Annotated in this window: 17 protein-coding genes and 2 pseudogenes; 13 read left to right on the plus strand and 6 right to left on the minus strand. The window is 71.3% G+C overall.

Features of this window, described 5'->3' with window-relative positions; all coding sequences use genetic code 11:
* Positions 1–156 precede the first annotated feature (156 nt).
* Positions 157–264 (plus strand): annotated as a pseudogene (locus tag FREUN1FDRAFT_RS43555) (SDR family oxidoreductase); the annotation flags it as partial.
* Positions 265–339: 75 nt separating this feature from the next.
* On the opposite strand, the gene FREUN1FDRAFT_RS08175 reads toward FREUN1FDRAFT_RS43555, so the two are convergent.
* Positions 340–2,016, minus strand: coding sequence for a serine/threonine-protein kinase (locus FREUN1FDRAFT_RS08175; RefSeq protein ID WP_006539524.1), 1,677 nt, complete (start codon positions 2,014–2,016; stop codon positions 340–342).
* Positions 2,017–2,281: 265 nt separating this feature from the next.
* Between FREUN1FDRAFT_RS08175 and FREUN1FDRAFT_RS08180 the strand changes: the two genes are divergently transcribed.
* Entirely contained in the window at positions 2,282–3,316 is a 1,035-nt protein-coding gene (locus FREUN1FDRAFT_RS08180; RefSeq protein WP_006539526.1) for a hypothetical protein, read from the plus strand.
* 86 nt (positions 3,317–3,402) lie between these two features.
* On the opposite strand, the gene FREUN1FDRAFT_RS08185 is transcribed toward FREUN1FDRAFT_RS08180, so the two are convergent.
* Entirely contained in the window at positions 3,403–4,131 is a 729-nt protein-coding gene (locus tag FREUN1FDRAFT_RS08185) for an SRPBCC family protein (protein ID WP_006539527.1), read from the minus strand.
* 216 nt (positions 4,132–4,347) lie between these two features.
* On the opposite strand from FREUN1FDRAFT_RS08185, the gene FREUN1FDRAFT_RS08190 reads away from it, so the two are divergent.
* The 7 genes from FREUN1FDRAFT_RS08190 to FREUN1FDRAFT_RS08220 all read left to right on the plus strand — a co-directional run bounded on the left by FREUN1FDRAFT_RS08190 (position 4,348) and on the right by FREUN1FDRAFT_RS08220 (position 10,343).
* On the plus strand, positions 4,348–5,991 hold the full coding sequence (locus FREUN1FDRAFT_RS08190) for an ABC transporter substrate-binding protein (protein ID WP_006539528.1): 1,644 nt from the start codon (positions 4,348–4,350) through the stop codon (positions 5,989–5,991).
* Positions 5,984–6,997 (plus strand): ABC transporter permease, encoded by a 1,014-nt coding sequence (locus FREUN1FDRAFT_RS08195; protein ID WP_083828607.1) that lies wholly within the window; start codon positions 5,984–5,986, stop codon positions 6,995–6,997. The genes FREUN1FDRAFT_RS08190 and FREUN1FDRAFT_RS08195 overlap by 8 nt, the downstream gene beginning before the upstream one ends.
* A complete protein-coding gene (locus FREUN1FDRAFT_RS08200; RefSeq protein WP_006539530.1) occupies positions 6,994–7,884 on the plus strand; it encodes an ABC transporter permease in 891 nt (296 codons plus the stop codon). Before FREUN1FDRAFT_RS08195 ends, FREUN1FDRAFT_RS08200 begins: the two co-directional genes overlap by 4 nt.
* Positions 7,885–7,930: 46 nt before the next feature.
* Positions 7,931–8,509 carry a nuclear transport factor 2 family protein gene (locus FREUN1FDRAFT_RS08205; RefSeq protein WP_006539531.1) on the plus strand — a complete coding sequence of 193 codons (579 nt, stop codon included), beginning with the start codon at positions 7,931–7,933 and terminating at the stop codon, positions 8,507–8,509.
* Positions 8,502–8,849: a nuclear transport factor 2 family protein gene (locus FREUN1FDRAFT_RS08210; RefSeq protein ID WP_006539532.1), complete on the plus strand. Its 348-nt coding sequence runs from the start codon at positions 8,502–8,504 to the stop codon at positions 8,847–8,849. Before FREUN1FDRAFT_RS08205 ends, FREUN1FDRAFT_RS08210 begins: the two co-directional genes overlap by 8 nt.
* Positions 8,842–9,291 (plus strand): nuclear transport factor 2 family protein, encoded by a 450-nt coding sequence (locus tag FREUN1FDRAFT_RS08215; RefSeq protein ID WP_006539533.1) that lies wholly within the window; start codon positions 8,842–8,844, stop codon positions 9,289–9,291. The genes FREUN1FDRAFT_RS08210 and FREUN1FDRAFT_RS08215 overlap by 8 nt, the downstream gene beginning before the upstream one ends.
* A 62-nt stretch (positions 9,292–9,353) precedes the next feature.
* On the plus strand, positions 9,354–10,343 hold the full coding sequence (locus tag FREUN1FDRAFT_RS08220; RefSeq protein WP_006539534.1) for an LLM class flavin-dependent oxidoreductase: 990 nt from the start codon (positions 9,354–9,356) through the stop codon (positions 10,341–10,343).
* A gap of 68 nt (positions 10,344–10,411) precedes the next feature.
* On the opposite strand, the gene FREUN1FDRAFT_RS08225 is transcribed toward FREUN1FDRAFT_RS08220, so the two are convergent.
* The gene (locus FREUN1FDRAFT_RS08225) at positions 10,412–13,144 is read right to left on the minus strand and encodes a LuxR family transcriptional regulator (RefSeq protein WP_232295094.1); all 2,733 of its coding nucleotides are present in this window, start codon (positions 13,142–13,144) and stop codon (positions 10,412–10,414) included.
* A 625-nt stretch (positions 13,145–13,769) separates the two neighbouring features.
* Here FREUN1FDRAFT_RS08225 and FREUN1FDRAFT_RS45995 point away from each other — a divergent pair.
* Both FREUN1FDRAFT_RS45995 and FREUN1FDRAFT_RS46000 read left to right on the plus strand, forming a co-directional pair.
* A pseudogene (locus tag FREUN1FDRAFT_RS45995) lies at positions 13,770–14,126 on the plus strand (winged helix-turn-helix domain-containing protein); the annotation flags it as partial.
* Between the two features lie 15 nt (positions 14,127–14,141).
* A complete protein-coding gene (locus FREUN1FDRAFT_RS46000) occupies positions 14,142–14,624 on the plus strand; it encodes an AfsR/SARP family transcriptional regulator (RefSeq protein ID WP_232295095.1) in 483 nt (160 codons plus the stop codon).
* 74 nt (positions 14,625–14,698) lie between these two features.
* Here FREUN1FDRAFT_RS46000 and FREUN1FDRAFT_RS45005 read toward each other — a convergent pair whose 3' ends face one another.
* The 3 genes from FREUN1FDRAFT_RS45005 to FREUN1FDRAFT_RS08245 all read right to left on the minus strand — a co-directional run bounded on the left by FREUN1FDRAFT_RS45005 (position 14,699) and on the right by FREUN1FDRAFT_RS08245 (position 18,112).
* A complete protein-coding gene (locus FREUN1FDRAFT_RS45005) occupies positions 14,699–15,775 on the minus strand; it encodes an aromatic ring-hydroxylating dioxygenase subunit alpha (RefSeq protein ID WP_006539537.1) in 1,077 nt (358 codons plus the stop codon).
* 91 nt (positions 15,776–15,866) lie between these two features.
* A complete protein-coding gene (gene tenA, locus FREUN1FDRAFT_RS08240; protein ID WP_006539538.1) occupies positions 15,867–16,622 on the minus strand; it encodes a thiaminase II in 756 nt (251 codons plus the stop codon).
* Complete coding sequence (locus FREUN1FDRAFT_RS08245; RefSeq protein ID WP_006539539.1) at positions 16,619–18,112, minus strand: aldehyde dehydrogenase; 1,494 nt, start codon at positions 18,110–18,112, stop codon at positions 16,619–16,621. Before FREUN1FDRAFT_RS08245 ends, tenA begins: the two co-directional genes overlap by 4 nt.
* A gap of 202 nt (positions 18,113–18,314) precedes the next feature.
* On the opposite strand from FREUN1FDRAFT_RS08245, the gene FREUN1FDRAFT_RS08250 reads away from it, so the two are divergent.
* Together FREUN1FDRAFT_RS08250 and FREUN1FDRAFT_RS08255 are read left to right on the plus strand one after the other, a co-directional pair.
* Positions 18,315–19,100 carry an ABC transporter ATP-binding protein gene (locus FREUN1FDRAFT_RS08250; RefSeq protein WP_006539540.1) on the plus strand — a complete coding sequence of 262 codons (786 nt, stop codon included), beginning with the start codon at positions 18,315–18,317 and terminating at the stop codon, positions 19,098–19,100.
* 1 nt (position 19,101) lies between these two features.
* Positions 19,102–19,812: ABC transporter permease (locus FREUN1FDRAFT_RS08255; protein WP_006539541.1), on the plus strand; the 711-nt coding region annotated here is incomplete at its 3' end.

Here is a 19,812-nt window from a genome sequence, read left to right on the forward strand (position 1 = left end):
CACAGGGCGTCCGGGCTGGGACGCGAGTAGCTGTGTCACATCACCTGTTCGTGGATACCCGTCCGGGGGAAGCGTACGTGTGTCGCGACACATCGGTCAAGCGCACTGGAGTGCGCGCCTAAACTGTTAACTGATGAGGGTGATGCCGGTCCGTCAGCCGGAACCGCGCAGGACGTGGCCGAGGCCGTCGTCTTCCTCGCCTCACCCGCCGCGAGCTTCATCACCGGCAGCGAATATGCCGTCGACGGCGGCCAGCTCCTGTAGGCCTGAGGCCAGGCCTTACCCGCGAGGCCTTACCCGCGCCAGCCTCAGCCCCGGCCGAGCAGCTGGCGCCGTCGGTCAGCCGCGGCGGCGCAGGGTGCCGGCCGGGCGCCCGCCGTCGTCCTCGTCGGACTGGAAGGTCAGCTCGTCGTCGCCGGTCAGAGCCAGCCGGCTCGTTCCGCCGCTCGTGCACATCCGCAGGCCCAACAGGGTCGGATTCGGGCCGGAGCCCGGGACATCGCGCAGCACGATTCCCGGGACGGCCGCGCCGTCGGAGAGACCGACGAGTTCCAGGTCACCGACGCACCGCACCGATGACGAGCCAGAGATGACCAGGTCCCCCAGCCCGTCGAGGGTGAACTCGGAACGCCCGACGACCTCGCCGGCGGAGCCGGCCCGGAGGGTGATCACTACCTGTTGGGTGACGCCCAGATGTGAGGTGACCCGCCCCTCCCAGGTCCCGGTGTAGCCAGCGGGCAGCGGGCCGGGGCGTGGCGGGGACGCGGCGGGGCCCGATCCGTCCGGTGCCGTCCTGCGGACCCCGGGGCCTGTGCTGTCGGAGAGGGATGCGGGCGACCTGGTGCCGGCCTTGTCGGCGATCTCCGCGTCGTCTCCGGAGCCGCGGGAGCCGATCAGCGCGACGGCTGTCACGATGATCACCAGGCACATGGCGGCCACGGCGGCGATGACTGCCAGCAGGCGCCGCTGGCCGTCCCGACCGGCCTGCCCCGGCGGCGCTGTCAGGTCGGGGATCTCCGCCGACGCGGTGCTGTGCGACGGGGCGTGGGTGACGGTGCTGTGCGACGGGGCGTCGTGGGACACCGCCTCATCGGAGCGGACGGACTCGGGCCGGCCGCCGGAACCTTCGAGGTCGAGGACGTCGACCGCCTGCCGGATCAGACCGGTGACCAGCTCCGGCGGTAGCCAGCGGGCCCAGAGCGCGCCACCGGCACGATCGTCCGGCAGGAGGGCACGCCTGAGCTCGGCGGGCCGCGGGCGCAGGGCCGGGGCCTTGTGCAGGCAGGCCTCGACAGTTGCGCGGAGCTCGGCCGGTACGCCGTCCAGCCGCGGCTCGCCGTTGAGAATTCCGTACAGCACGGCGGGTGTCCCGGTGCCCGCGAACGGCCCGCTGCCTGTCGCGGCGAAGACCAGCACGCCGCCGAGCGCGAACACGTCGCTGGCCGGCCCGATGTCCGCGCCGGTGATCTGCTCCGGGGAGACGAAGGCCGGCGAGCCGATCATCGAGCCGGACTGGGTGAGAATTGTCGAGTCCACCGCGCGGGCGATCCCGAAATCGATCACCGTCGGGCCGTCGACGGTGAGCAGCACGTTCGAGGGTTTGAGATCGCGGTGTACCAGCCCCGCGGCGTGAATGCTGATCAGCGCTTCGGCGAGGCCGACCCCCAGAGCCGTCACGGTCGGGGCGGGCAGTGGGCCGTGCCGGTGAACGGCGTCCAGCAACGACGGGCCCGGGACGTACACCGTGACGAGGTAGGGCCGCTCGGCGTCCGCGTCCGCGTCGATCACCTGCGCGGTCCACCGGCCGCCGACCCGCCGGGCGGCCTCGACCTCACGCCGGAACCGGGCGCGGAACTCCGGATGGTCCGCGAACTCCGGGCGGATCACCTTGATGGCCACGTTGCGCCCACCCGGGCTGCGGCCCAGGTACACCCGGCCCATCCCGCCAGCCCCGAGAACGCCGACGAGTCGGTAGGCACCCGCGGTACGCGGGTCGTCGGGGCCGAGGGGCTTCATGCGGTGTCGCCCGCCTTTCGTCCGCGGTGGCCTGCCCGGGCCCGGCCATCAGGTCAGCACTGGCGTCACGTGCGGAGGTCCCGCGTCTCGAGCGGATTGCGCCGAAAGATACTGGCAGGCAAATAGAATCCCCACCGATCATAGGCCGGAAGGTACCGATGACGGATGACGGCAGGGAGTCGGCGACGCCCAGCAAGGTGCCCCCGGACGAACGCGCGGTGGCGGTGAACCGGATCGGGGAGTGCGCCGTCTAAAGGCCATGGCGATGACAATGCTCCGCGGCGGACGTCTGAGGGCGGCCGTCCTACCCCTGGCGCTGGTGACCGCACTGGCGAGCGCGGCCTGCACCGGAGCTTCCGCCGGCGGGCCGGCTCGCGGTGGTCCCGCCGACGCCCCGGCCCGCGACAGCCCCGGCGCCGGTGCCACTACCGGCCTCGATGCGGACTCCACGGCGGTGCGGGTGGACTGGATCGGCGGCTTCGTGACACCGGAGATGCTGGCCACCCGGCTACCGCTGGTCGCGATCTACCACGACGGCCGGGTGCTCGCCGAGGGCCCGGTGGCCGCGGTGTGGCCCGGCCCGGCGTTGCCGAACCTCCAGCTGCGGCGGATCTCGGTTGCGGACGTCCAGAAGCTCGTCGACCGCGCGGTCGCGGCCGGTGTCGGCACCGAACCGGACTTCGGCCAGCCGCCGATCGCCGATGCCCCGTCGACCCGGTTCACCGTCCGGACCGCGGCCGGTGTGCGCACGATGGAGGTGTCGGCGCTGACCGAGGCGGACGGCACCGGGCTGACCGCGGCCCAGCAGTCCGCGCGCAAGGCCGCCCAGCGCCTGTACACCGAGCTCACCGACCTGCCCGCCACCCTGGGCGCGGGCGCGGTCGGCGAACCGGAGGAGTACACCCCCACCGCAGTCGTCGCGTTCGCCGAGCCGTGGGGCGCGAACTGCCCCGCGCCGTCATCGGACGGCGGTGCGCCCGGCGGCAGCATGCCCAGCGTCGGCACGCCCGCCGGCAGTGCGCCCGTCGGTGACCTGCCCTACCTGTGCGGCGGCGGAGGTGCGATGAGCCGGGAGGCACGTCCCTGGCCCGGCCCGCCGCTGCCCGGTGAACCGTACGGTGAAGGCCTCGGCCTGAGCTGCGTGACGTCCGGCGGTGGCGACGCGACGAAGGTGCTGGCGGCGGCGCGCACGGCGGACGCCATCACCCCGTGGACGTCCGAGGGTGCGAAGTGGCGGCTCACGTTCCGCCCCCTGCTGCCGGACGAGTCCTCCTGCGCGGACCTGCCCGCCGGCGGCTGACCCGGCGTTCTTCTGGCAGGCCTCAGCTCCGGCAGGCCTCAGCTCCGGCAGGCCTCAGCTCCGGCAGGCCTCAGCTCCGGCAGGCCTCAGGCCTGAGGGCTCAGCGCTGAGGCCTGCCGCTGGTAGTGGTCCCGCATCGCCGGGTAGTAGTCGCGCTCGAAGTCGACGGCGGCCGGTTCGCCGCCGGTCTCCGCGGCCACCAGCCTGTCCAGGTAGTACTCCCAGCCAGGCCCGACGTTCTCCGCGGCGGCGGGGTCGAGCCCCGGCTGGGAGAAGGTCAGCGTGGTGACGCCGTCAGCCTCGGCGAGCTCGAGGTCGAGCAACCACTGCTCCGTTCCGGCATGAATGCGCACGCGGAGGGTGTGTGGGGGCGTGCATTCACGGATCTCGGCCTGCGTGGCCGGTGCGCCCTCCTCGGCCGTCATCTGGAAGCTCACCTGGCCTGACGCCGGATCACCGGTGAACGTGCCGATCCAGCGGGCAAGCCGCTCAGGTTCGGTGACCGCGGCCCACAGCTCCCGCAACGGAGCCTGGAACGTGCGGGTGAGGACGAGGAGGCAACGATCGCCCTGCCCGGTGACACGGCCGGTCGGGACAGGGGCCACGTGGGTCTCCTTTTCGGGGCAGGTCAGATCGTGGGCAGCGAACACGCCCACGCCGGAACGATAGTTCCTTTCTCGCGTGGGCCGGTCCAGCTGTTCGTCGGCGTGGCGGAATCCGGATGACGGCGGGCGGGCCAGTGGCATCCGGGCCGGGCGCTGGTGCTCCACGATCAGCCGGTCCTCCGCCAGGATCTCGGTCTCGGCCCGCTTCACCCGCGGCCCGGCCCGTCGAGCTCCACCCCGTCCGTGCGGGCTGACGTCGTGAGTGTGGCGCCACGCCCTTTTAGCTGCGCTTCAGCGCGGTTCGAGAGAATTCCCGAAGTCGTGCGGAAGGTTGCGATCGAAATGTGGTCGGACCTGGGGAGCGGCTGAATTCTGCCCTGTTTTCATGGTCCGTCGATCCGGCGGAACGATCTGGGGGATTTCTTCGTGGCAAAGCGCAGTTCCTGGTCTGTTCGTGTGCTTTCTGTAGGGCTGGCCGCCGCGCTCGGGCTCGGTCTCAGCGGGTGCGGTGGCAGTGGTGCACGGGCGCCTGCCGGGGGAGACGGGCAGCCGCGCTCCGGAGGGAGTCTGCGCCTCGGCCTCGGTGTCGATCCGGTCTGCCTCGACCCTTCGCAGTCGGGTATCGCCGACGCGATCAACATCGAGCGGTCGATCGTCGACTCGCTGACCGCGCAGGACCCGAAGACGAACGCGATGGTGCCGTGGCTCGCGAGTTCGTGGGAGGTCAGCCCGGACGCCTCGGCGTTCACGTTCCACCTGCGGCCGGGCGTCACCTTCAGCGATGGTTCGGCGCTGAGCGCGACCACGGTGCGCGAGAACTTCGACGCGGTCGTCAAGGCGGGCGGGCGGGCCCCGCTGGCGGGGAGCTACCTCGCCGGCTACCTCGGGACGGACGTCGTCGACCCGCTCACCGCCAGGGTGCGCTTCAGCCGGCCCAACGCGCAGTTCCTGCAGGCGACGTCCACGGTGAATCTGGGGCTGCTCTCCTCGGCCACCCTTGCCCGCCCGCTGGCGGACCGATGTGTCTCCGGGATCATCGGGTCAGGGCCGTTCGTGCTGGACTCCTACGTGCCCCGGCAGTCCGTCACGGTGCATCGGCGGGACGGGTACCGCTGGGCGCCGGCGATCGCCGGGCACACCGGTGACGCCTACCTGGAGACGATCACCTACTCCATCGTGCCCGACGAAGGCGTGCGCTCCGGCGCGCTCAGATCTGGCCAGGTCAGCGGCGTGACCGCGCTTCCGGTACAGGCTGCCGTCCAGGCCCGACAGGCTGGCCTGACCGTGGCGACGAAGATCATCCCTGGGGTGGTCGCATGCCTGTCCCTGAATCCGTTCGTCTCCCGGCCGGCAATCGACGACTCGGCTGTCCGGCAGGCCGTGGTGAAGGCGGTCAACCGGGCGGAGGTCGTCAGCACGGTGCTCAGCGACGACTACAAGGTCGCGACGAGCATCCTGGCAGCCTCGACGCCGGGGTATGTCGATCTCGGCTCCTCCCTCGAGTTCGATCCGGCCGGAGCCGGGAAACTGCTCGACGTCGCGGGCTGGAGGGCTGGGTCGGACGGAATCCGGCAGCGCAACGGCCAGCGGCTGACCCTGGAGGTCGCCTGGACGACCAACGGCGGTCCTGACCAGGAGGTGCTGGAGCTGATCCAGCAGCAGGTCCGTGAGGTGGGCATCGAACTGAAGCTGCGGCAGTTCGTGACCGGGCAGGCCTTCCCGGCGATGCAACGCGGAGTCGGGGACTACGCCTGGGGAGCCGGGGCCTTCCGGACCGATCCCGACATCCTTCGGGCCAAGATCGTGCTGCCTGGGCCGGTCATCCCGCCGAAGCCCGGTTCTCCCGCGGCCCGCCTCAACGCCGACCTGGCGCTGCAGGCGTCGACCGTGGACGAGGCCGAGCGCCGGCGGGTGGTCGGCGAAGCACAGCACCTCGCCGTCGACGACGGCATCACCGTGCCGGTGTACGAGATTCCGGCTGTGGTGGGACTGGCGAAAAACGTCCGCGGGTTCTCCTTCACCGCCTCCGCCAACCTGTTTCTCTACGACACCTGGCTCGAGAATGGCTGAGCTGGTCGCACCCGCACCCGCACCCGCACCCGCACCCGCACTTGGCAGGGGCGGCGTGAACGGGCGTTACCTGGCCACCCGGCTGGCGCATTCGGTGTTCGTGGTGTGGGCGGCATACACGTTCTCCTTCGTCGTTCTCTATCTCGTCCCCGGGGATCCGGTCGAGATGATGGTGAGCAACGGCGGCGTCATCTCGGTGACGTCGGAGCAGATAGCCGAGCTGAGAGCGGAGTTCGGGGTCGACCAGTCGCCTCCTGCCCAGTATCTGACGAACCTGTGGCATGCCGTTCACCTGGACTTCGGCCGGTCGCTGCAGCGGGGCCAGCCGGCCCTGGACATCATCGCCGGCGCCGTGGCGCCGACGGTCGCGCTCGCCGGTGCCGCGATCGTTCTCGCCGTGACCGTCGGATGGGCGCTGGCGCTCTGGGCCACCCTCACCCGCGTTCGCTGGATGCAGCGCCTGGTGCTGCTCCTGCCGGCACTCGGGGTGGCCGTCCCGTCGTTCTGGATCGGCCTGGTCCTCCTGCAGGTGCTGTCCTTCCGCTGGCACGTGCTGCCTGCCTTCGGTGACGACGGGCCGCGGGGCCTGGTCCTGCCCACCGTCACGTTGGCTGTGCCCACGGCCGCGTTCCTCTCGCGGATGCTGGCGCAGAGCCTTTCGCGTGTGCTGGCCGATCCCCATGTGACGACCGCGCGGGCGAAGGGCCTCGGCCGTTGGCGCATCCACCTGCACCACGCTCTGCGCAACGCGCTGCCGCCGGTGCTGGCGGTCGCCGGGGTACTGGTCGGCAACCTGCTCGCAGGGTCGGTCGTGGTGGAGACGGTGTTCTCCCGCCCCGGCCTCGGCAGGGTGGTCGAGACCGCCGTGACCTCGAAGGACATCCCTGTCGTGCAGGCTCTGGTCGTCCTGTTCGCGATCGTGTTCGTCACCGTCAACCTGCTGGCCGATCTGGCCCACCACCTCCTCGACCCGCGGGTCACGCTGGCCGGACCGAGGAACGGATGAGCGGGACGATGACCGTGGGCGAGGCGCTGGGCGAGCGGCACCGGGCCGGCATGGTCCGGCGGGGCCGGGAGATCGGTGGTGGCCTCCTGCGTCAGCCGATGCTCGCGGCGTCCGCCGTCGTCGTCGCGGTGGCCGTGGCGGCTGCGCTGGCCCCCGGTGCTTTCACCGGGTCGGACCCGTTGCAGGTCCGGCCCGCCGCGAAGCTGCACCCTCCCGACAGCGCCCACCTGTTCGGGACCGACCAGCTCGGCCGCGATCTTTTCGCGCGGGTCGTGCACGGGGCGGGACTGTCCCTCTCCTGCGCGGTCATCGCTGTTCTGGTCGGTCTGGTCGGCGGCTCGCTCGTCGGTCTGGTCGCGGGCTTCGCCGGTGGGCCGCTCGACGCGGCGATCATGCGGGCGGTCGACGTGCTGCTCGCCGTGCCGTCACTTCTCCTGGCGACGACGCTGGTGACCGCGTTTGGCTTCGGCCCCGCCCAGACGGCCTTCGCGGTCGGCACGAGCTCGATCGCCGCCTTCGCCCGGCTCGTGCGCGCGGAGGTGATGCGGGTGCGTGAGCAGGCCTATGTCGAGGCCGCCCTCGCCGCGGGCGCACGGCATCTGACGGTGCTGCGCCGGCACGTTCTGCCCCACACCGGAGGCGCTGTGTTCGCGCTGGCCGCCCTGGAGTTCGGGGGGGCGATTCTGGCGGTGTCCGCGTTGGGATTCCTCGGCTTCGGCGCCCAGCCTCCCAGCCCGGAATGGGGTGCGCTCATCGCGGACGGCCGCGGCTACCTGGACACCGCCTGGTGGATGACAGCCGCGCCCGGCCTGGCAGTCGTGCTGACCGTACTGGCCCTCAACCGGATCTCCCAGGCCTTCGAAAGCCCGCCCGTCCCGCGCCGGTGAACCGCGCCACCTCGACAAGGACCCGTCCCGATCTGCAAGGAGACCCATGACCGATATCGGGGATATACGGACACTCATCGCGCGGTGCGCGCACCTGTGTGACCGCGAGCGCCACGAGCAGTGGATCGACCAGTTCGTCATCGACGACTTCGCCTACCAGGTGGTGGACGATCCGTCGCCGGGGGGCGACGGTTCCTACCAGGGCCGCGACGAAGTCCTGGCGTACTTCCGCGCCGCGGCGTCCGGAGACTGGCGCGCCACGCACTTCCTGAGCGAACCGGTGATCGACGTCGCCGGGGAGCGGGCTCACGCGGCCACCGACTTCGCGCTGGTGCGGTTGGCGGACAGCCAGCCGGCCGAAGCCGGGTCGGCCCGGACCACCGCCGACACCGCCGACATCGCCGACACCGCCGACATCGCCGGCATCGCCGACACCGCCGGCATCGCCGGCCAACGGTACGAGGTCGCCGCCGCGGGCAGGTACGAGGACGATTTCGTCCGCGCAGCCGACGGAAGATGGCGGTTCACCGCCCGCCTGGTCAACCACCTGCCGCTCACCGCGAGCCAGCCGGCTCGTGCGCAGGACGCGCAGGACCTTCTTGCGGCCGGGAGCGCGAATGAGTGACCTCCAGGACGTCGAGACCGTGCTCGCGCGGGTCGCCCTGGCCGAGGGCGACCACCGCGGCGAGTGCCTGCAGGTCCACTTCCAGAGCATCCCCGTCGTCGAGGTCGACGGGCCCGTCGCCCACGCCTGGACCGACGGCTTCACCGTGCGGCTGGAGCCGGCGGGCGACTTCGTGATCACGTCGGTGGTCCGCCTGGAGGACGAGCTGATCCGCGCCGGTGCCGACGGCTGGGCGTTCGCGCGGCGGATTCCCATCCCGCTGCTGCCCCCGGCCGCGCCACAGGCCGGTCAGCCGGCGACCGAAGGGGACGGGAGAGACGGAGGAGACCACCATGAGTGACGTCGAGGTCGGCCGTGACCCCGAACATGACACCGAGCGGGACGCCGAGCAGATCCGCCGGCTCATCGCCCGGCTCGTTCAGCTCTACGACCGCCATCGCCACGAGGAGTGGATCGCGGCATACCTGGCCGACGACACGGTCCTGGCCGCTCCAGGCGGCACCCTGTACGGCCGGGAGGCAATCCGGGCGGAGATCAGCAAGGTTCCCGACGACGGCTGGCGCGCTGTGCACCTGCTCGGGAAATCCGCGATCACGGTCACCGGCACGAGCGCGCACGCCCTGACCGACGTCGTCAACGTCAAGGTCACCGGTGCGGGGGGCTATGCGGTGACAGGATTCGGCCGCTATGACGACCGGCTGGACCGCGGCGCCGACGGCACATGGCGGCTCACGACCCGGACACGCACCATCGCGGGCGCCGCGGCACCGGCCGCGGACTGACACGGCCAGCCACCCGGCACCGCCACCTGGTCATCAGACCGTCCAGCTCAGGAAGGAATCCGATGGTCGAACCATCCTTCGTCTCGGTGCATGACACGGTGCCGGTGTGGCGTTCCGGAACGGCCGCTGACGCGCTGCGCGAGACCCTGGACCTCGCCCGTGCCGTCGAGGCACTGGGCTACCGCAGGTACTGGGTCGCCGAACATCACAGCACGCCCGCGCTCGCCACCTCGGCGCCCGCCGTGCTCGCCGGCCAGATCCTTGCCGCCACCGGCACGATCCGGGTCGGTTCCGGTGCGGTGCTGCTGCCCAACCACGCGCCGCTCGCCGTGGCGGAACAGTTCGGCGTGCTCGGGTCCCTGTACCCGGGGCGGGTCGACCTCGGAGTCGGCCGCGCCGTGGGCGGGTCGGCCGCGGCGGGCGCACGGCTCGGTGACCCGCGTCAGCGCGCGTTCCCAACCCAGCTCGACGAGCTCGTCGGATACTTCCACGGCAGGGGCGCTCCGCAGGTCCGCGCGATTCCCGAACCGGCGGTCGCACCCGAGTTCTGGCTGGTCGGCTCCAGCCCGAGCAGCGCCACCTTCGCGGGTAGCCGCGGGCTGCCGTACGTCTACGCGCACGCGATCGTGCCCGGGCTGGCGCCCGTCGCGTTGGATGCCTACCGCAGGGCGTTCCGGCCGTCGGTGCACCTGGAGCATCCGCGCGGTGCGGTGGCCGCCATCGTGGTGCTCGCCGACACGGACGAGCGTGCGCACTCTCTGGCCGACGCGTTCGTCCTCGGCCAGCTCCTCATGCGCACGACCGACCCCGAAACCCTGCTGCCGACCGAGGAGGAGGCCCGGCGGTACCGGTTCGGCGAGGTGGAGGAATCCTTCCGCCGTGATCGGATCGACCCACAGCTTGTGGGCTCGCTGGCCACCGTGGCCCCCAGATTCGAGGCGCTGGTGCGTGAATCCCGAGCAGACGAGTTCTTCGCCCTCTCGCAGATTCCCGGGCTAAACAACCGAATCCGCTCCTACGAGCTGCTTGCCAAGGCAGCCGCGTCGCTCTGATCGAGAAATCCGTGGTTCTGCGGCGTCAGGAAGCCAGCTGCGCGGTGTTCTGGATCGCCTCGTGGGCCTCAGCCCGAAATCCTCCCCTGACCGGCTCCGATGGCATTGCGAGTAGCTCCGGTGGGCCGAGTGACCGCGAGAGCCAGTTCCACCATCGAACTCAGACCGGTTTTCCGGTAGATCCGGGTCAGATGGACGTCGACGGTTCTGATGCTTATCGTCAGTTGTTCGGCGATCTCCCGCCGTTTCAGTCCCGACGAGATGAGGAAGGCTATCTCGCGCTCGCGGCGGGTGAGCACATCGAGTATCTCGGGTTCGGCGGGGGCCGGTTGCGGTTGCCGGGTCCGGCCGGGCCGGTCGTCCTGTCGGTTCAGCCAGTGCAGCAGGGTGAGCGCGTCGCGGCGTCCGGCGATCTCCACTGCCAGGTCGGTGAGGTCCGCGGCCTGCGTGACGCGGCCCAGCGCACGCAGCTCCGCGGCCGCGAGCCCGAGGGAGTAGCACTGGTCGATCGCCATGCTGGCCGAGGCGAACAGCGTGGCCGCGTCCAGGTAGCACTCGGCGGCGTCAGCGGTCCGGCCGGACGCACGCAGCACATGGCCGCGAGAAAGGAGGGCGAAGGCCTGGTGGCAGGGCAGCGACACCGAGCGTGCGTGCTCCTCGTTGCGTGCCGCCCAGTCGGCGATGGGCAGCCCGGCGTCGAGTCCGGCCGCGCACAGCAGCTCCCAGCCCCTCCCGCGCTGCAACCGGGGCAGTCCCGTCAGCTGCGGCCCCTTGCCCTCGTTGAGCAGCAACGTCACGCAGTGCTGGGGATCGCCGTCGAGCCAGGTCGACAGCGCCAGGGCCAGGACCGCCATCGACGCGCTGCCGTTGATGTCACCGCGGACCGGCACCTGCGGCCCCGACGGATGCCCGGACAGCGCCCGGGTCGCCAGTGCCCGTGCTCGCCCGCTGCCCGGCGGCTGCAGCCACACCTCGCCGAGCGACTGCAGTGCCAGTGCCTGGGGCCACCGAAGCGCGGAGCTGGATCCGGCCTCGTGGTGCGCCGCCCGCGCCGACTCGCGCGCCTGGTGGAGCAGCCCGAGGTTGCGTTCGGCCTCACTGAGCAGTACCAGCAGGCTCGGCAGGATGAAGGTCCGCTGTGTCCGGTACGCCGTTGCCACCCCGCGTTGCAGCTGCTGGCGGGCATCCGACCACCGGCCCAGATAGAGATTGGCGAGGCCGACCGCGAAGACGTACTCCAGCCGTTGGCTGACCAGCCGCTCGGACCATCGGGAAAGAGCCTCCCCGGCGGCGGACACGTCCATGAGAGCGGAGTCGAAATCCTTCGCCCGTATCGAGGCGAGCGCCCGGATGGCAAGCAGCCCGCAGACGTCCGGGTCCGCACCGTTGCGCCGGGCGGCCTCGATCGCGGCGTCGATGAGCCGGCGGTCGTATTCTCCGACCATCATCGTCAGGCGCAGGCCATGGACGAACACCATCCGGGGCCAGACGATCGACGAACGCGCCGCGGGCAGGTCCAGCTGTTCGCCGAGGAGGCCGAGAGTCTGGACATCGTGGCTGGCAATGCCCTCCGCCACGCAGACGAAGGCAACCTGGTCGGCCCAGCCTGCCTCGTGGAGATCCTCCTGATGCCGGCGGATGTCGAAGAGCAGGTCGCGGCTTTCAGCCATGCGCCCGGAGATTCCGAGCGCGGCGACCAGGGCGAGTCGGGCCTGTCGTCCTGTCGCGCTGGTGGGGGAGGTCCGTTCGGTGACGGTGGTGAGCCACGAGATGGATTCCGAGACGTCGGACTCCATGACGTCCCAGGCCGCGGCGACGATCTGCGCGAGTTCCTCGGGGCGTGCGCGGAGGAGCGAGTGGACGAGGTGGAATCCGAGCTCCCGGCTGGTCGGACCCCGGCCGGCGAGGCCGCTGATGGCGCGCCGGTGGGCGTTCGCCGCCCAGATGGGGTCGATCGACCGGTGCAGGAGAGTGCCGAGGACGTCGTTGCGGATGGAGAAGCCCTGCCCGACGCCGTCCGGTCGCAGCAGGTCGCGCCGCACCAGCGCCCGTACCGCCGTGGAGACCTGCGACTGGTCGAGCTCGGCGACCGTTGAGAGCAGCTCGACGTCGAAATGCTCCCGCAGCACCACGGAGGCCTGCAGCACGCGGTGTTCCGACGCGCTCAGGCCCTGGGTCTCGAGCAGCGCGGCGAAGTCGAAGGGCGCGACGACCGCGTCCCGGCCGTGCTGCCAGCTCTGCCTGAGCGCCAGCAGCGCGCGGAGGTTGAAGGGATTGCGGTCGCCGCGGCGGATCTCCTGTGTCAGCGGCCGCGAAAGCAGGGCGACGACCTGCTCGTCGGTCAACGGCGCCAGCTCGATGCGGCTGGAGTGGCCGAAGGTGACGCCGAGCGAAATCGCCTCCGCCAGCTCGAACGGGGTCTGGCGGGGCCGCAGCGAGACGATCACGTCCCACCGGGGATGCTTCCTCCCCGTGGCGATCGCGGTCAGCTCCCGGATCGTCTCGCTGCTCGCGAGGTGGGCGTCCTCCAGGACCAACAGGCCCCGGCCGGAGGGGCGGGGCCCCGGCCGGGAGATGTCCGCGGCCGGCAGATCCGGTGCGCGGGGCGGTGGAACCGGAGACAGCGCGGACCGCAGCGGGCTGAACGGCTCCGGTTCGTCGCCGGGGGAGTAGCGGTAGACCGTGGCGGGGAGCCCGCTGGAGCGGCGGTGGCGTACCAGAGCGGCCAGCAGATGCGTCTTCCCCGATCCCGGGTCACCGACGACCGCGATCATCCTGCCCGTGCGACCGGGCTCACACACCAGTGTCTGCAATGTCTGAAGCTCAGCCGTCCGTACAACGCTGAACTCGGGTTGCGTGAACTCGGGTTGATTGGTGTGCGCGGGTGCGCAGGGCGTCATGGCGTGGAGCGGCGACTCCATCTGGCATTCCCCTTGTCCCCGGACGCGTTGGGCCGCCGCGCGTGGTGACGCGTTGGCCACGTTTTAGCGGCGGTCATATGCCAGTGCGGACCTGCATATGGCCCGGCTGCCGGGAAGGCCGCCCACTGAACCAGAAAGCAGCGGTGTCTCGATGTTGGAGATCTGGCCGGTCGGGCCTACGGACACAAAGCGCTGGACACCCGGGCGAAGTCAATGTGGGCGCGGCGGGACGGGCTGTGAAGCACTGCGATATTTTACGGACGTCCTCTTGACACTGTCAACTGTCGCGGTCCGTCCCGGCTCGTTCTCCCGCTGTCCGTGCGAGGTTGGATATGGGTGCCGTGCTGTGGGATCGGAGGATGTGATCCACTGGCTGTCGAATATGTGTCGCCGACCCGTGACGGTGTGTGGCGGTCGAGGTCATCGTGGCTGCCGAAGGCGCCCGGAAGCCGGCCACGAGGCCAGTACGTACCGCGTCGGTTCGAGAAGATACGCGCTTCCGCTGATGTGCCCGGCTCGTCCGCCTGGTGAGAATGGCGGGCGCCAGGCGAAGCGGACACCGGTCCGTCTCCCAGCCCGTGGAGGACCGACTGTGGAAGCCACACGATACGAGTTGCTCGGGCCTCTCCAAATCAGGAATGAATGTCCTCGGAGCATCAGCGCGCCGAAAGTCGAGATCCTGCTCGCCACGCTGCTCATCAGGGCGAATCGCCCGGTCTCCGTCGAGGAGATCATAAGCGAGATCTGGGGGGAGGACCGCCCCAACCGGGTCCGTGCCAGTCTGCATGTATACGTTTCACAGCTTCGTAAGATATGCACCGGGCCGGAAAGTCGCGGCGCGGTCATCGCCACGCACCCACACGGATATGTCCTGCGGGTGGATGACTCGCTCACCGACGTCTACGATCTGCAGCGGCTACACGCCCGTGGGCGCGCCGATCTGGCCGAGAACCCGGAGCGAGCATTCGTCAGCTTTACCGCGGCGGCGGCGCTCTTCCGTGGGCCGGTGCTCGCCGGGGTGCCGGACGGCGCCATCGTGAGCACCTTCATGCGGTGGGCCGAGGAAATGCGGCTGGAATGCCTGGAGTCGATCGCCCGCTGTTCGCTCCGGATCGGACGTCACCGGGAGGTGGTGTCTGATCTCACCCACTGGATCGACGAGCATCCGTTCCACGAGGCGTTCCGGGAACTGCTGATGCTGGCCCTTCATCTGTCGGGCCGGCGGGCCGAGGCGTTGAGCGAGTTCCAGCGCGCACGCCATCTCATGCGGGAGGAGCTCGGGCTCGAGCCGAGCGAGACCATGCGTCAGCTGCAGAGCGCGATCCTGAACGACAGGCGTGATCTCGCGTTGGCGAGATAGGCGCATCGGCCGTTCGGACGCGGACCCCCGCGGCGACGGTGCCCAGGAACCCGCCTGCTCTGACCCGCCCAGGCCTACTCCAACCCGCTCAGCGGGCGCGGCGGATCCGGATAGCCGAGTGCGGTGAGCGACTCACGGTAGGCGACGGAGAAGCGGTCGAACCGCAGGTGCGCCTCACCGCCGCGGGCCAGCGGCATCCGGGCCGGGCGCTGGCGCTCCACGATCAGGCGGTCCTCCTCCAGGATCTCGGTCTCGGCCCGCTCGACCCGCGGCCCGTCCAGTTCGACGCCGTCCGTGCGGGCCGACAGCCAGAACACGACGCAGCTGGTGGCGTCGACCGGGCACAGCGCGGTGAACACCAGGGTGCCCGGACCGTTGATCTCCCGCAGGGTGACCGCGAACGGCAGCTGGACCTCGTAGTTCAAGGTGATCAGCATCTCGGGCCCGAGCTGTCCGGCGGTGCCGGACAGATAGTCGCGCCCGGGGTAGACGTAGCGCAGCAGCAGCTGGCCGGTCTCGGTGCGCCGCACGCTGTAGCGGTCCACCCCGAGCACGTCGGGGTTGCCGAACGACGACGTGTGCAGGATCGAGAAGTGCGCGATGTCGCAGAAGTTCTCGATGTGCCGGCTCGCCTGAGCCCGCCAGCGGATAGGCGCGCCGACGTGCCGGCGGAAGCCGGGGAGGTCCGCCTCCGGCAGCGTCGGCCGCGCGGTCGCCTCCTCGCCGGGCGGGGCCAGGCAGGCCCAGACCAGGCCGGCGTGCTCGTCGACCTGGGCCGCGGGCTGGCGGATCCGGGCCGGAACCCGGTCGGAGCCGAGCTGGGGGACCAGCGCGCAGGAGCCGTCCGCCCGGAACTCCCAGCCATGGTAGGGGCAGCGCAGGTCGCCGGCGGCGGTGACCGTGCCGTCGGCGAGCCGGGTTCCGCGGTGCACGCAGCTCCCAGCCAGCAGGCCGAGCTGCCCGTCCGCCCGGCGCCACAGCACCAGCTCCGAGCCGAGCAGGGTGACCGGGACCGGCCGGCCCACCGGGACGTCCTGCCCACGGGCCACCGGATGCCAGCTGCGCCGGGCCGCGGCCAGCCAGGCCGCGTCGTACTCCTCGCGCTGCGCGGTGGTCAGCAGGCCCGCGTCCGGGTCGCGCCCATCCGCCACCTCGGCGAGGCCGCCGCTCAGGACGGCGCCGCCGGTTGGGGCTGCGCCGCCGGCCGGGGCGGGGCGCCGGCCGGGGTGGGGCTGAGGATCGTCAAGGCAGGTCCGCCCAGTGCTCGGTGTGGTAGGCCATGTCCCAGAAGGCCCGCTCGAAGCGGGCCGCGGTCAGGAAGATCGTCGCCAGGCGTTCACGGTCGGGCCGGTCGGGCCGGTCGTCCAGCGTGTTCGCGTGCGCGAGCAGTTCGGCCTCGTAGGCGGTGGCCTCGTCGGTGGACCAGAAGCGGATCCAGTCGGCGTAGACCGGGTGGTCGACCGACGACGGGCTCAGCCGGCGCCCGATCTGGCCGTAGGACCAGGCACAGGGGAGGATCGCGGCGAAGATCTCCGCCGGCCCGAAACGGGCCGCGACCATCGCCAGGTACGCGACGTACGCCTGCGCGGCCGGCGCCAGCACGTCGTGGTGGGCCGACGGGCCGGCGCCCAGCCGGGCGATCGCGGCGCGCAGCCGCTCGTTCTGCGGGATCTCGGTGTCGGTGATGTTCACCAGCGCCGAGCTGAAACGGCGCAGCTCGGCGTCGTCCCGGGCGACGGCGGCACCCGCGGCCAGCACCCGGGCGTACTCCGGCAGATACAGCAGGTTCTGGTCGATGTAGAAGCGGAACTTCGCCGGCGGGAGCGTGCCGGCGGCCATCTCGGCGGGGAACGGATGGTCGAGCAGCGTCGCCCACACCGCGCCGGCCCGCCCGCGCAGGAACTCGGCGAGCGGCAGGTCCCGCTGGTCCGGCAGGTCCCGCTGGTCCCGTAGATCCCGCTGGCCCCGCGGATCCCTCGGGCGCGGCGAGCCGGTCAAGACAGGCCCATCCAGACGGCCTTGGTCTGCAGGTAGGCGTCGAGTGCCTCGATCCCGTGTTCCTTGCCGTATCCGCTGGCCCGGAACCCGCCGAACGGCACGGCGACGTCGAACCAGCCGTAGATGTTCACCCAGACAACGCCGGCCCGGATCTCGTCGCTCACCCGGTGGGCGCGGCCGACGTCGCGCGTCCACACCCCGGCGGCCAGCCCGAACTCCGTGTCGTTGGCGAGCGCCACCGCCTCCTGCTCGGTGTCGAAGGGGGCGACCATGCCGACGGGCCCGAAGATCTCCCGCCGCATGATGTCGCTGTCCGGCGGCGCGTCGACGAACAGGGTCGGTTCGACGAAGTAGCCGCCCGGGCAGCCGTCGACCTCGGCCGGGTCGGTGGCGCCGCCGACGACCGGCTTCGCCCCGGCGGCGAGGCCGGACCGGACCAGCCCGAGCACGCGGTCCCGCTGCGACGCGCTGACCAGCGGGCCCATGGTCGTCGCCGGGTCGAGCCCGGAGCCGAGCCGGACCTGGTGGACACGGGCGGCGAGCGCCTCGACGAACGCGTCGTACACGGGGCGCTGGACGAAGATCCGCGCGCCGGCGACGCAGCACTGCCCCTGGTTGAAGTAGACGGCGCCGAAGGTGCCCTCGACCGCGGCGTCGAGGTCGGCGTCGGCGAAGACGAGACTCGGTGACTTGCCGCCGAGCTCCAGCGAGACCCGTTTCATCGTCCCGCCGGACGCGGCCAGAATGCTGCGGCCGGTCGAGTTCTCCCCGGTGAAGGTGATCTTGTCGACGTCCGGGTGGGCGGCCAGCGGGGCTCCGGCCTCCGGCCCGAAGCCGGTCAGCACGTTGAGGACACCGGGGGGAAAGCCGACCTCGGCGGCGAGCTGGGCCAGCCGCAGCGCGGAGAGCGGGGTCTGCTCGGCCGGCTTGAGTACGACGGTGTTGCCGGCGGCCAGCGCGGGCGCGAGCTTGTAGGCGCAGTTCAGCAGGGGGAAGTTCCACGGGATGATCGCCGCGACGACGCCGACGGGCTCCCGGCGGGTGCTGACGTGCACGGGCAGGCCGCCGTATGTCGGGATGGTGACGCCCTCGATCTTGGTCGCGAGCCCGCCGAAGTAGCGGAAGCCGTTCGCCGTCAGGGGCACGTCCACGGCCGCGGCCTCGCCGGTCGGCTTCCCGTTGTCGAGGGCCTCCAGCTGGAGGAACTCCGCGGCGAGTGCCTCGATGCGGTTGCCGAGCTCCCACAGCAGGCGGCCGCGCTCTCCTGCGGGCAGCCTTCGCCAGCCGGGCAGGGCGGCCCGGGCGGCGGCGACCGCGTCGTCGACGTCCGCGGCGCCGGCGCGCGCGACCGTCGTCAGCACCGCACCGCTGGCCGGGTCCTGGACGTCGAACCGGGCGCCGCCGTGTGCCGGGCGTGGCTCGCCGCCGACAAAGAGCTGGTGCTCGGTGGCGACGAAGGTGCGCACGGATGCGAGCAGATCGGCCTTCACGGGCGGCTCCCGAAAATGAGATATCAGATCCCGAAAAGCGTAACCAGCCGGTCGGGAAGCGGTCAATCACGCTGCTGACCAGCGAAAACGTTTACAGCGGTGACATCTCGGCGCCTTGACCCGTAACGGGTCAAGCAGGTTCTATCTGGTCGTTCCTTTGAGATCAGATCTCAGATCTCATCGCCACGGGAGGAGGTGCGGCATGGCCCAGGGGCCCAGTGAGACGGCTGCGGCCGTCCATGGCGACGGCATCCGTCTGTCCGGCGTCACCCGTCGCTACGGCGACGTCGTCGCGGTGGCGGGGCTTGACCTGGCCGTGCCGCGGCACACCCGGCTGGGCATCGTGGGCCCCAGCGGCTGCGGCAAGTCGACCGTCCTGAGCATGGTCAGCGGGCTGGAGAACCCGGACGAGGGCGTCGTCGAGGTACTCGGTGACACCGCGCCGGCCGCCCGGCTCGCCCGGTGTGCCTGGATGCCGCAGCGGGATCTGCTCCTGCCCTGGCGCACGGTGCTCGCGAACGCCTGCGTCTCCCTGGAGAACCGGGGCGTCTCCCGGCGCGAGGCACGGGAGCGGGTGCGGCCTCTGTTCGCCCGCTTCGGGCTGGCCGGCTTCGAGGATCGCCGGCCCTACGAGCTGTCCGGCGGCATGCGCCAGCGGGTGTCCTTCCTGCGCACCCTCGTCGCGGACAAGGAGGTGCTGCTGCTCGACGAGCCGTTCGGCGCGCTGGACTCGATCACCCGAGCCGGGGTGCAGGACTGGCTGCGCGACACCCTCGACGCCGAGCCGCGCACCGTCGTCCTGGTCACCCACGACGTGGAGGAGGCGCTGCTGCTCAGCCACGAGGTGGTGGTGATGTCCAGCCGCCCGGGCCGGGTCGCCGCGCGGCTGCCGGTCGAGCTGCCACCCGCCGGTTCCCGCCGTGAGCTGCTCGCGACGCCGGAGTTCGTCCGGCTGCGTGACGCCCTGCTGGCCCACCTGGAGGGCTGACGTGACCCGCCTCAAGGAGTCGCTGCGCCAGTACGGTCCGGCCGGCGTGATCGTTCTGGCCGTGCTCGGCGCGTGGAAGCTGGCCACCTCCGTCTTCGGTGTCGAGGAGTACATCCTGCCGGCGCCGGACGAGGTGATCACCACCCTGATCGACCGCTGGGACCGCACCCTGTCCAGCGCGACCTGGGTGACGCTCAAGGAGGTCGTCGTCGGCTTCGCCATCGCGGTGGCCGCCGGGCTGCTGATCGCCTGCGCGCTGCACTTCTCGGCGATCGCCCGCCGCGCGATCTACCCGCTGCTGATCGGGTCGCAGACCATCCCGGTCGTGGTGATCGCGCCGATTCTCGCGATCATCTTCGGCTACTCGATCACTCCGAAGCTCATCCTGGTCGCGCTGCTGTGCTTCTTCCCGATCGTCGTCGGCACGCTGGACGGGCTGGCGGCGGTCGACCCGCAGCTCACCCGGATGATGCGCACCCTGTACGGCAACCGCTGGTCGATCTTCCTGCGGGTCGAGTTCCCGTCGGCGCTCCCCTCGATGTTCACCGGCCTGCGGCTGTCCGCGGCCTACGCGGCGACGGCCGCGGTGTTCGGCGAGTACTCCGGCTCCACGGACGGGCTCGGCCACGTGATGCGCCAGGCCGTCCCACAGCTGCAGAGCTCCCTCGTCTTCGCCGCGATCACCCTGCTCACCGCGATGTCGGTGGCCCTG

The organism is Parafrankia sp. EUN1f, assembly GCF_000177675.1.
Lineage (GTDB): Bacteria > Actinomycetota > Actinomycetes > Frankiales > Frankiaceae > Parafrankia.

What these genes read in the sequence shown, in the direction of transcription:
- FREUN1FDRAFT_RS08175 (WP_006539524.1), bottom strand. Translation starts at nt 2,016, where the DNA reads ATGAAGCCCCTCGGCCCCGACGACCCGCGTACCGCGGGTGCCTACCGA.
- FREUN1FDRAFT_RS08180 (WP_006539526.1), top strand. Translation starts at nt 2,282, where the DNA reads ATGACAATGCTCCGCGGCGGACGTCTGAGGGCGGCCGTCCTACCCCTG.
- FREUN1FDRAFT_RS08195 (WP_083828607.1), top strand. Translation starts at nt 5,984, where the DNA reads ATGGCTGAGCTGGTCGCACCCGCACCCGCACCCGCACCCGCACCCGCA.
- FREUN1FDRAFT_RS08200 (WP_006539530.1), top strand. Translation starts at nt 6,994, where the DNA reads ATGAGCGGGACGATGACCGTGGGCGAGGCGCTGGGCGAGCGGCACCGG.
- FREUN1FDRAFT_RS08205 (WP_006539531.1), top strand. Translation starts at nt 7,931, where the DNA reads ATGACCGATATCGGGGATATACGGACACTCATCGCGCGGTGCGCGCAC.
- FREUN1FDRAFT_RS08210 (WP_006539532.1), top strand. Translation starts at nt 8,502, where the DNA reads ATGAGTGACCTCCAGGACGTCGAGACCGTGCTCGCGCGGGTCGCCCTG.
- FREUN1FDRAFT_RS08215 (WP_006539533.1), top strand. Translation starts at nt 8,842, where the DNA reads ATGAGTGACGTCGAGGTCGGCCGTGACCCCGAACATGACACCGAGCGG.
- FREUN1FDRAFT_RS08220 (WP_006539534.1), top strand. Translation starts at nt 9,354, where the DNA reads ATGGTCGAACCATCCTTCGTCTCGGTGCATGACACGGTGCCGGTGTGG.
- FREUN1FDRAFT_RS08250 (WP_006539540.1), top strand. Translation starts at nt 18,315, where the DNA reads ATGGCCCAGGGGCCCAGTGAGACGGCTGCGGCCGTCCATGGCGACGGC.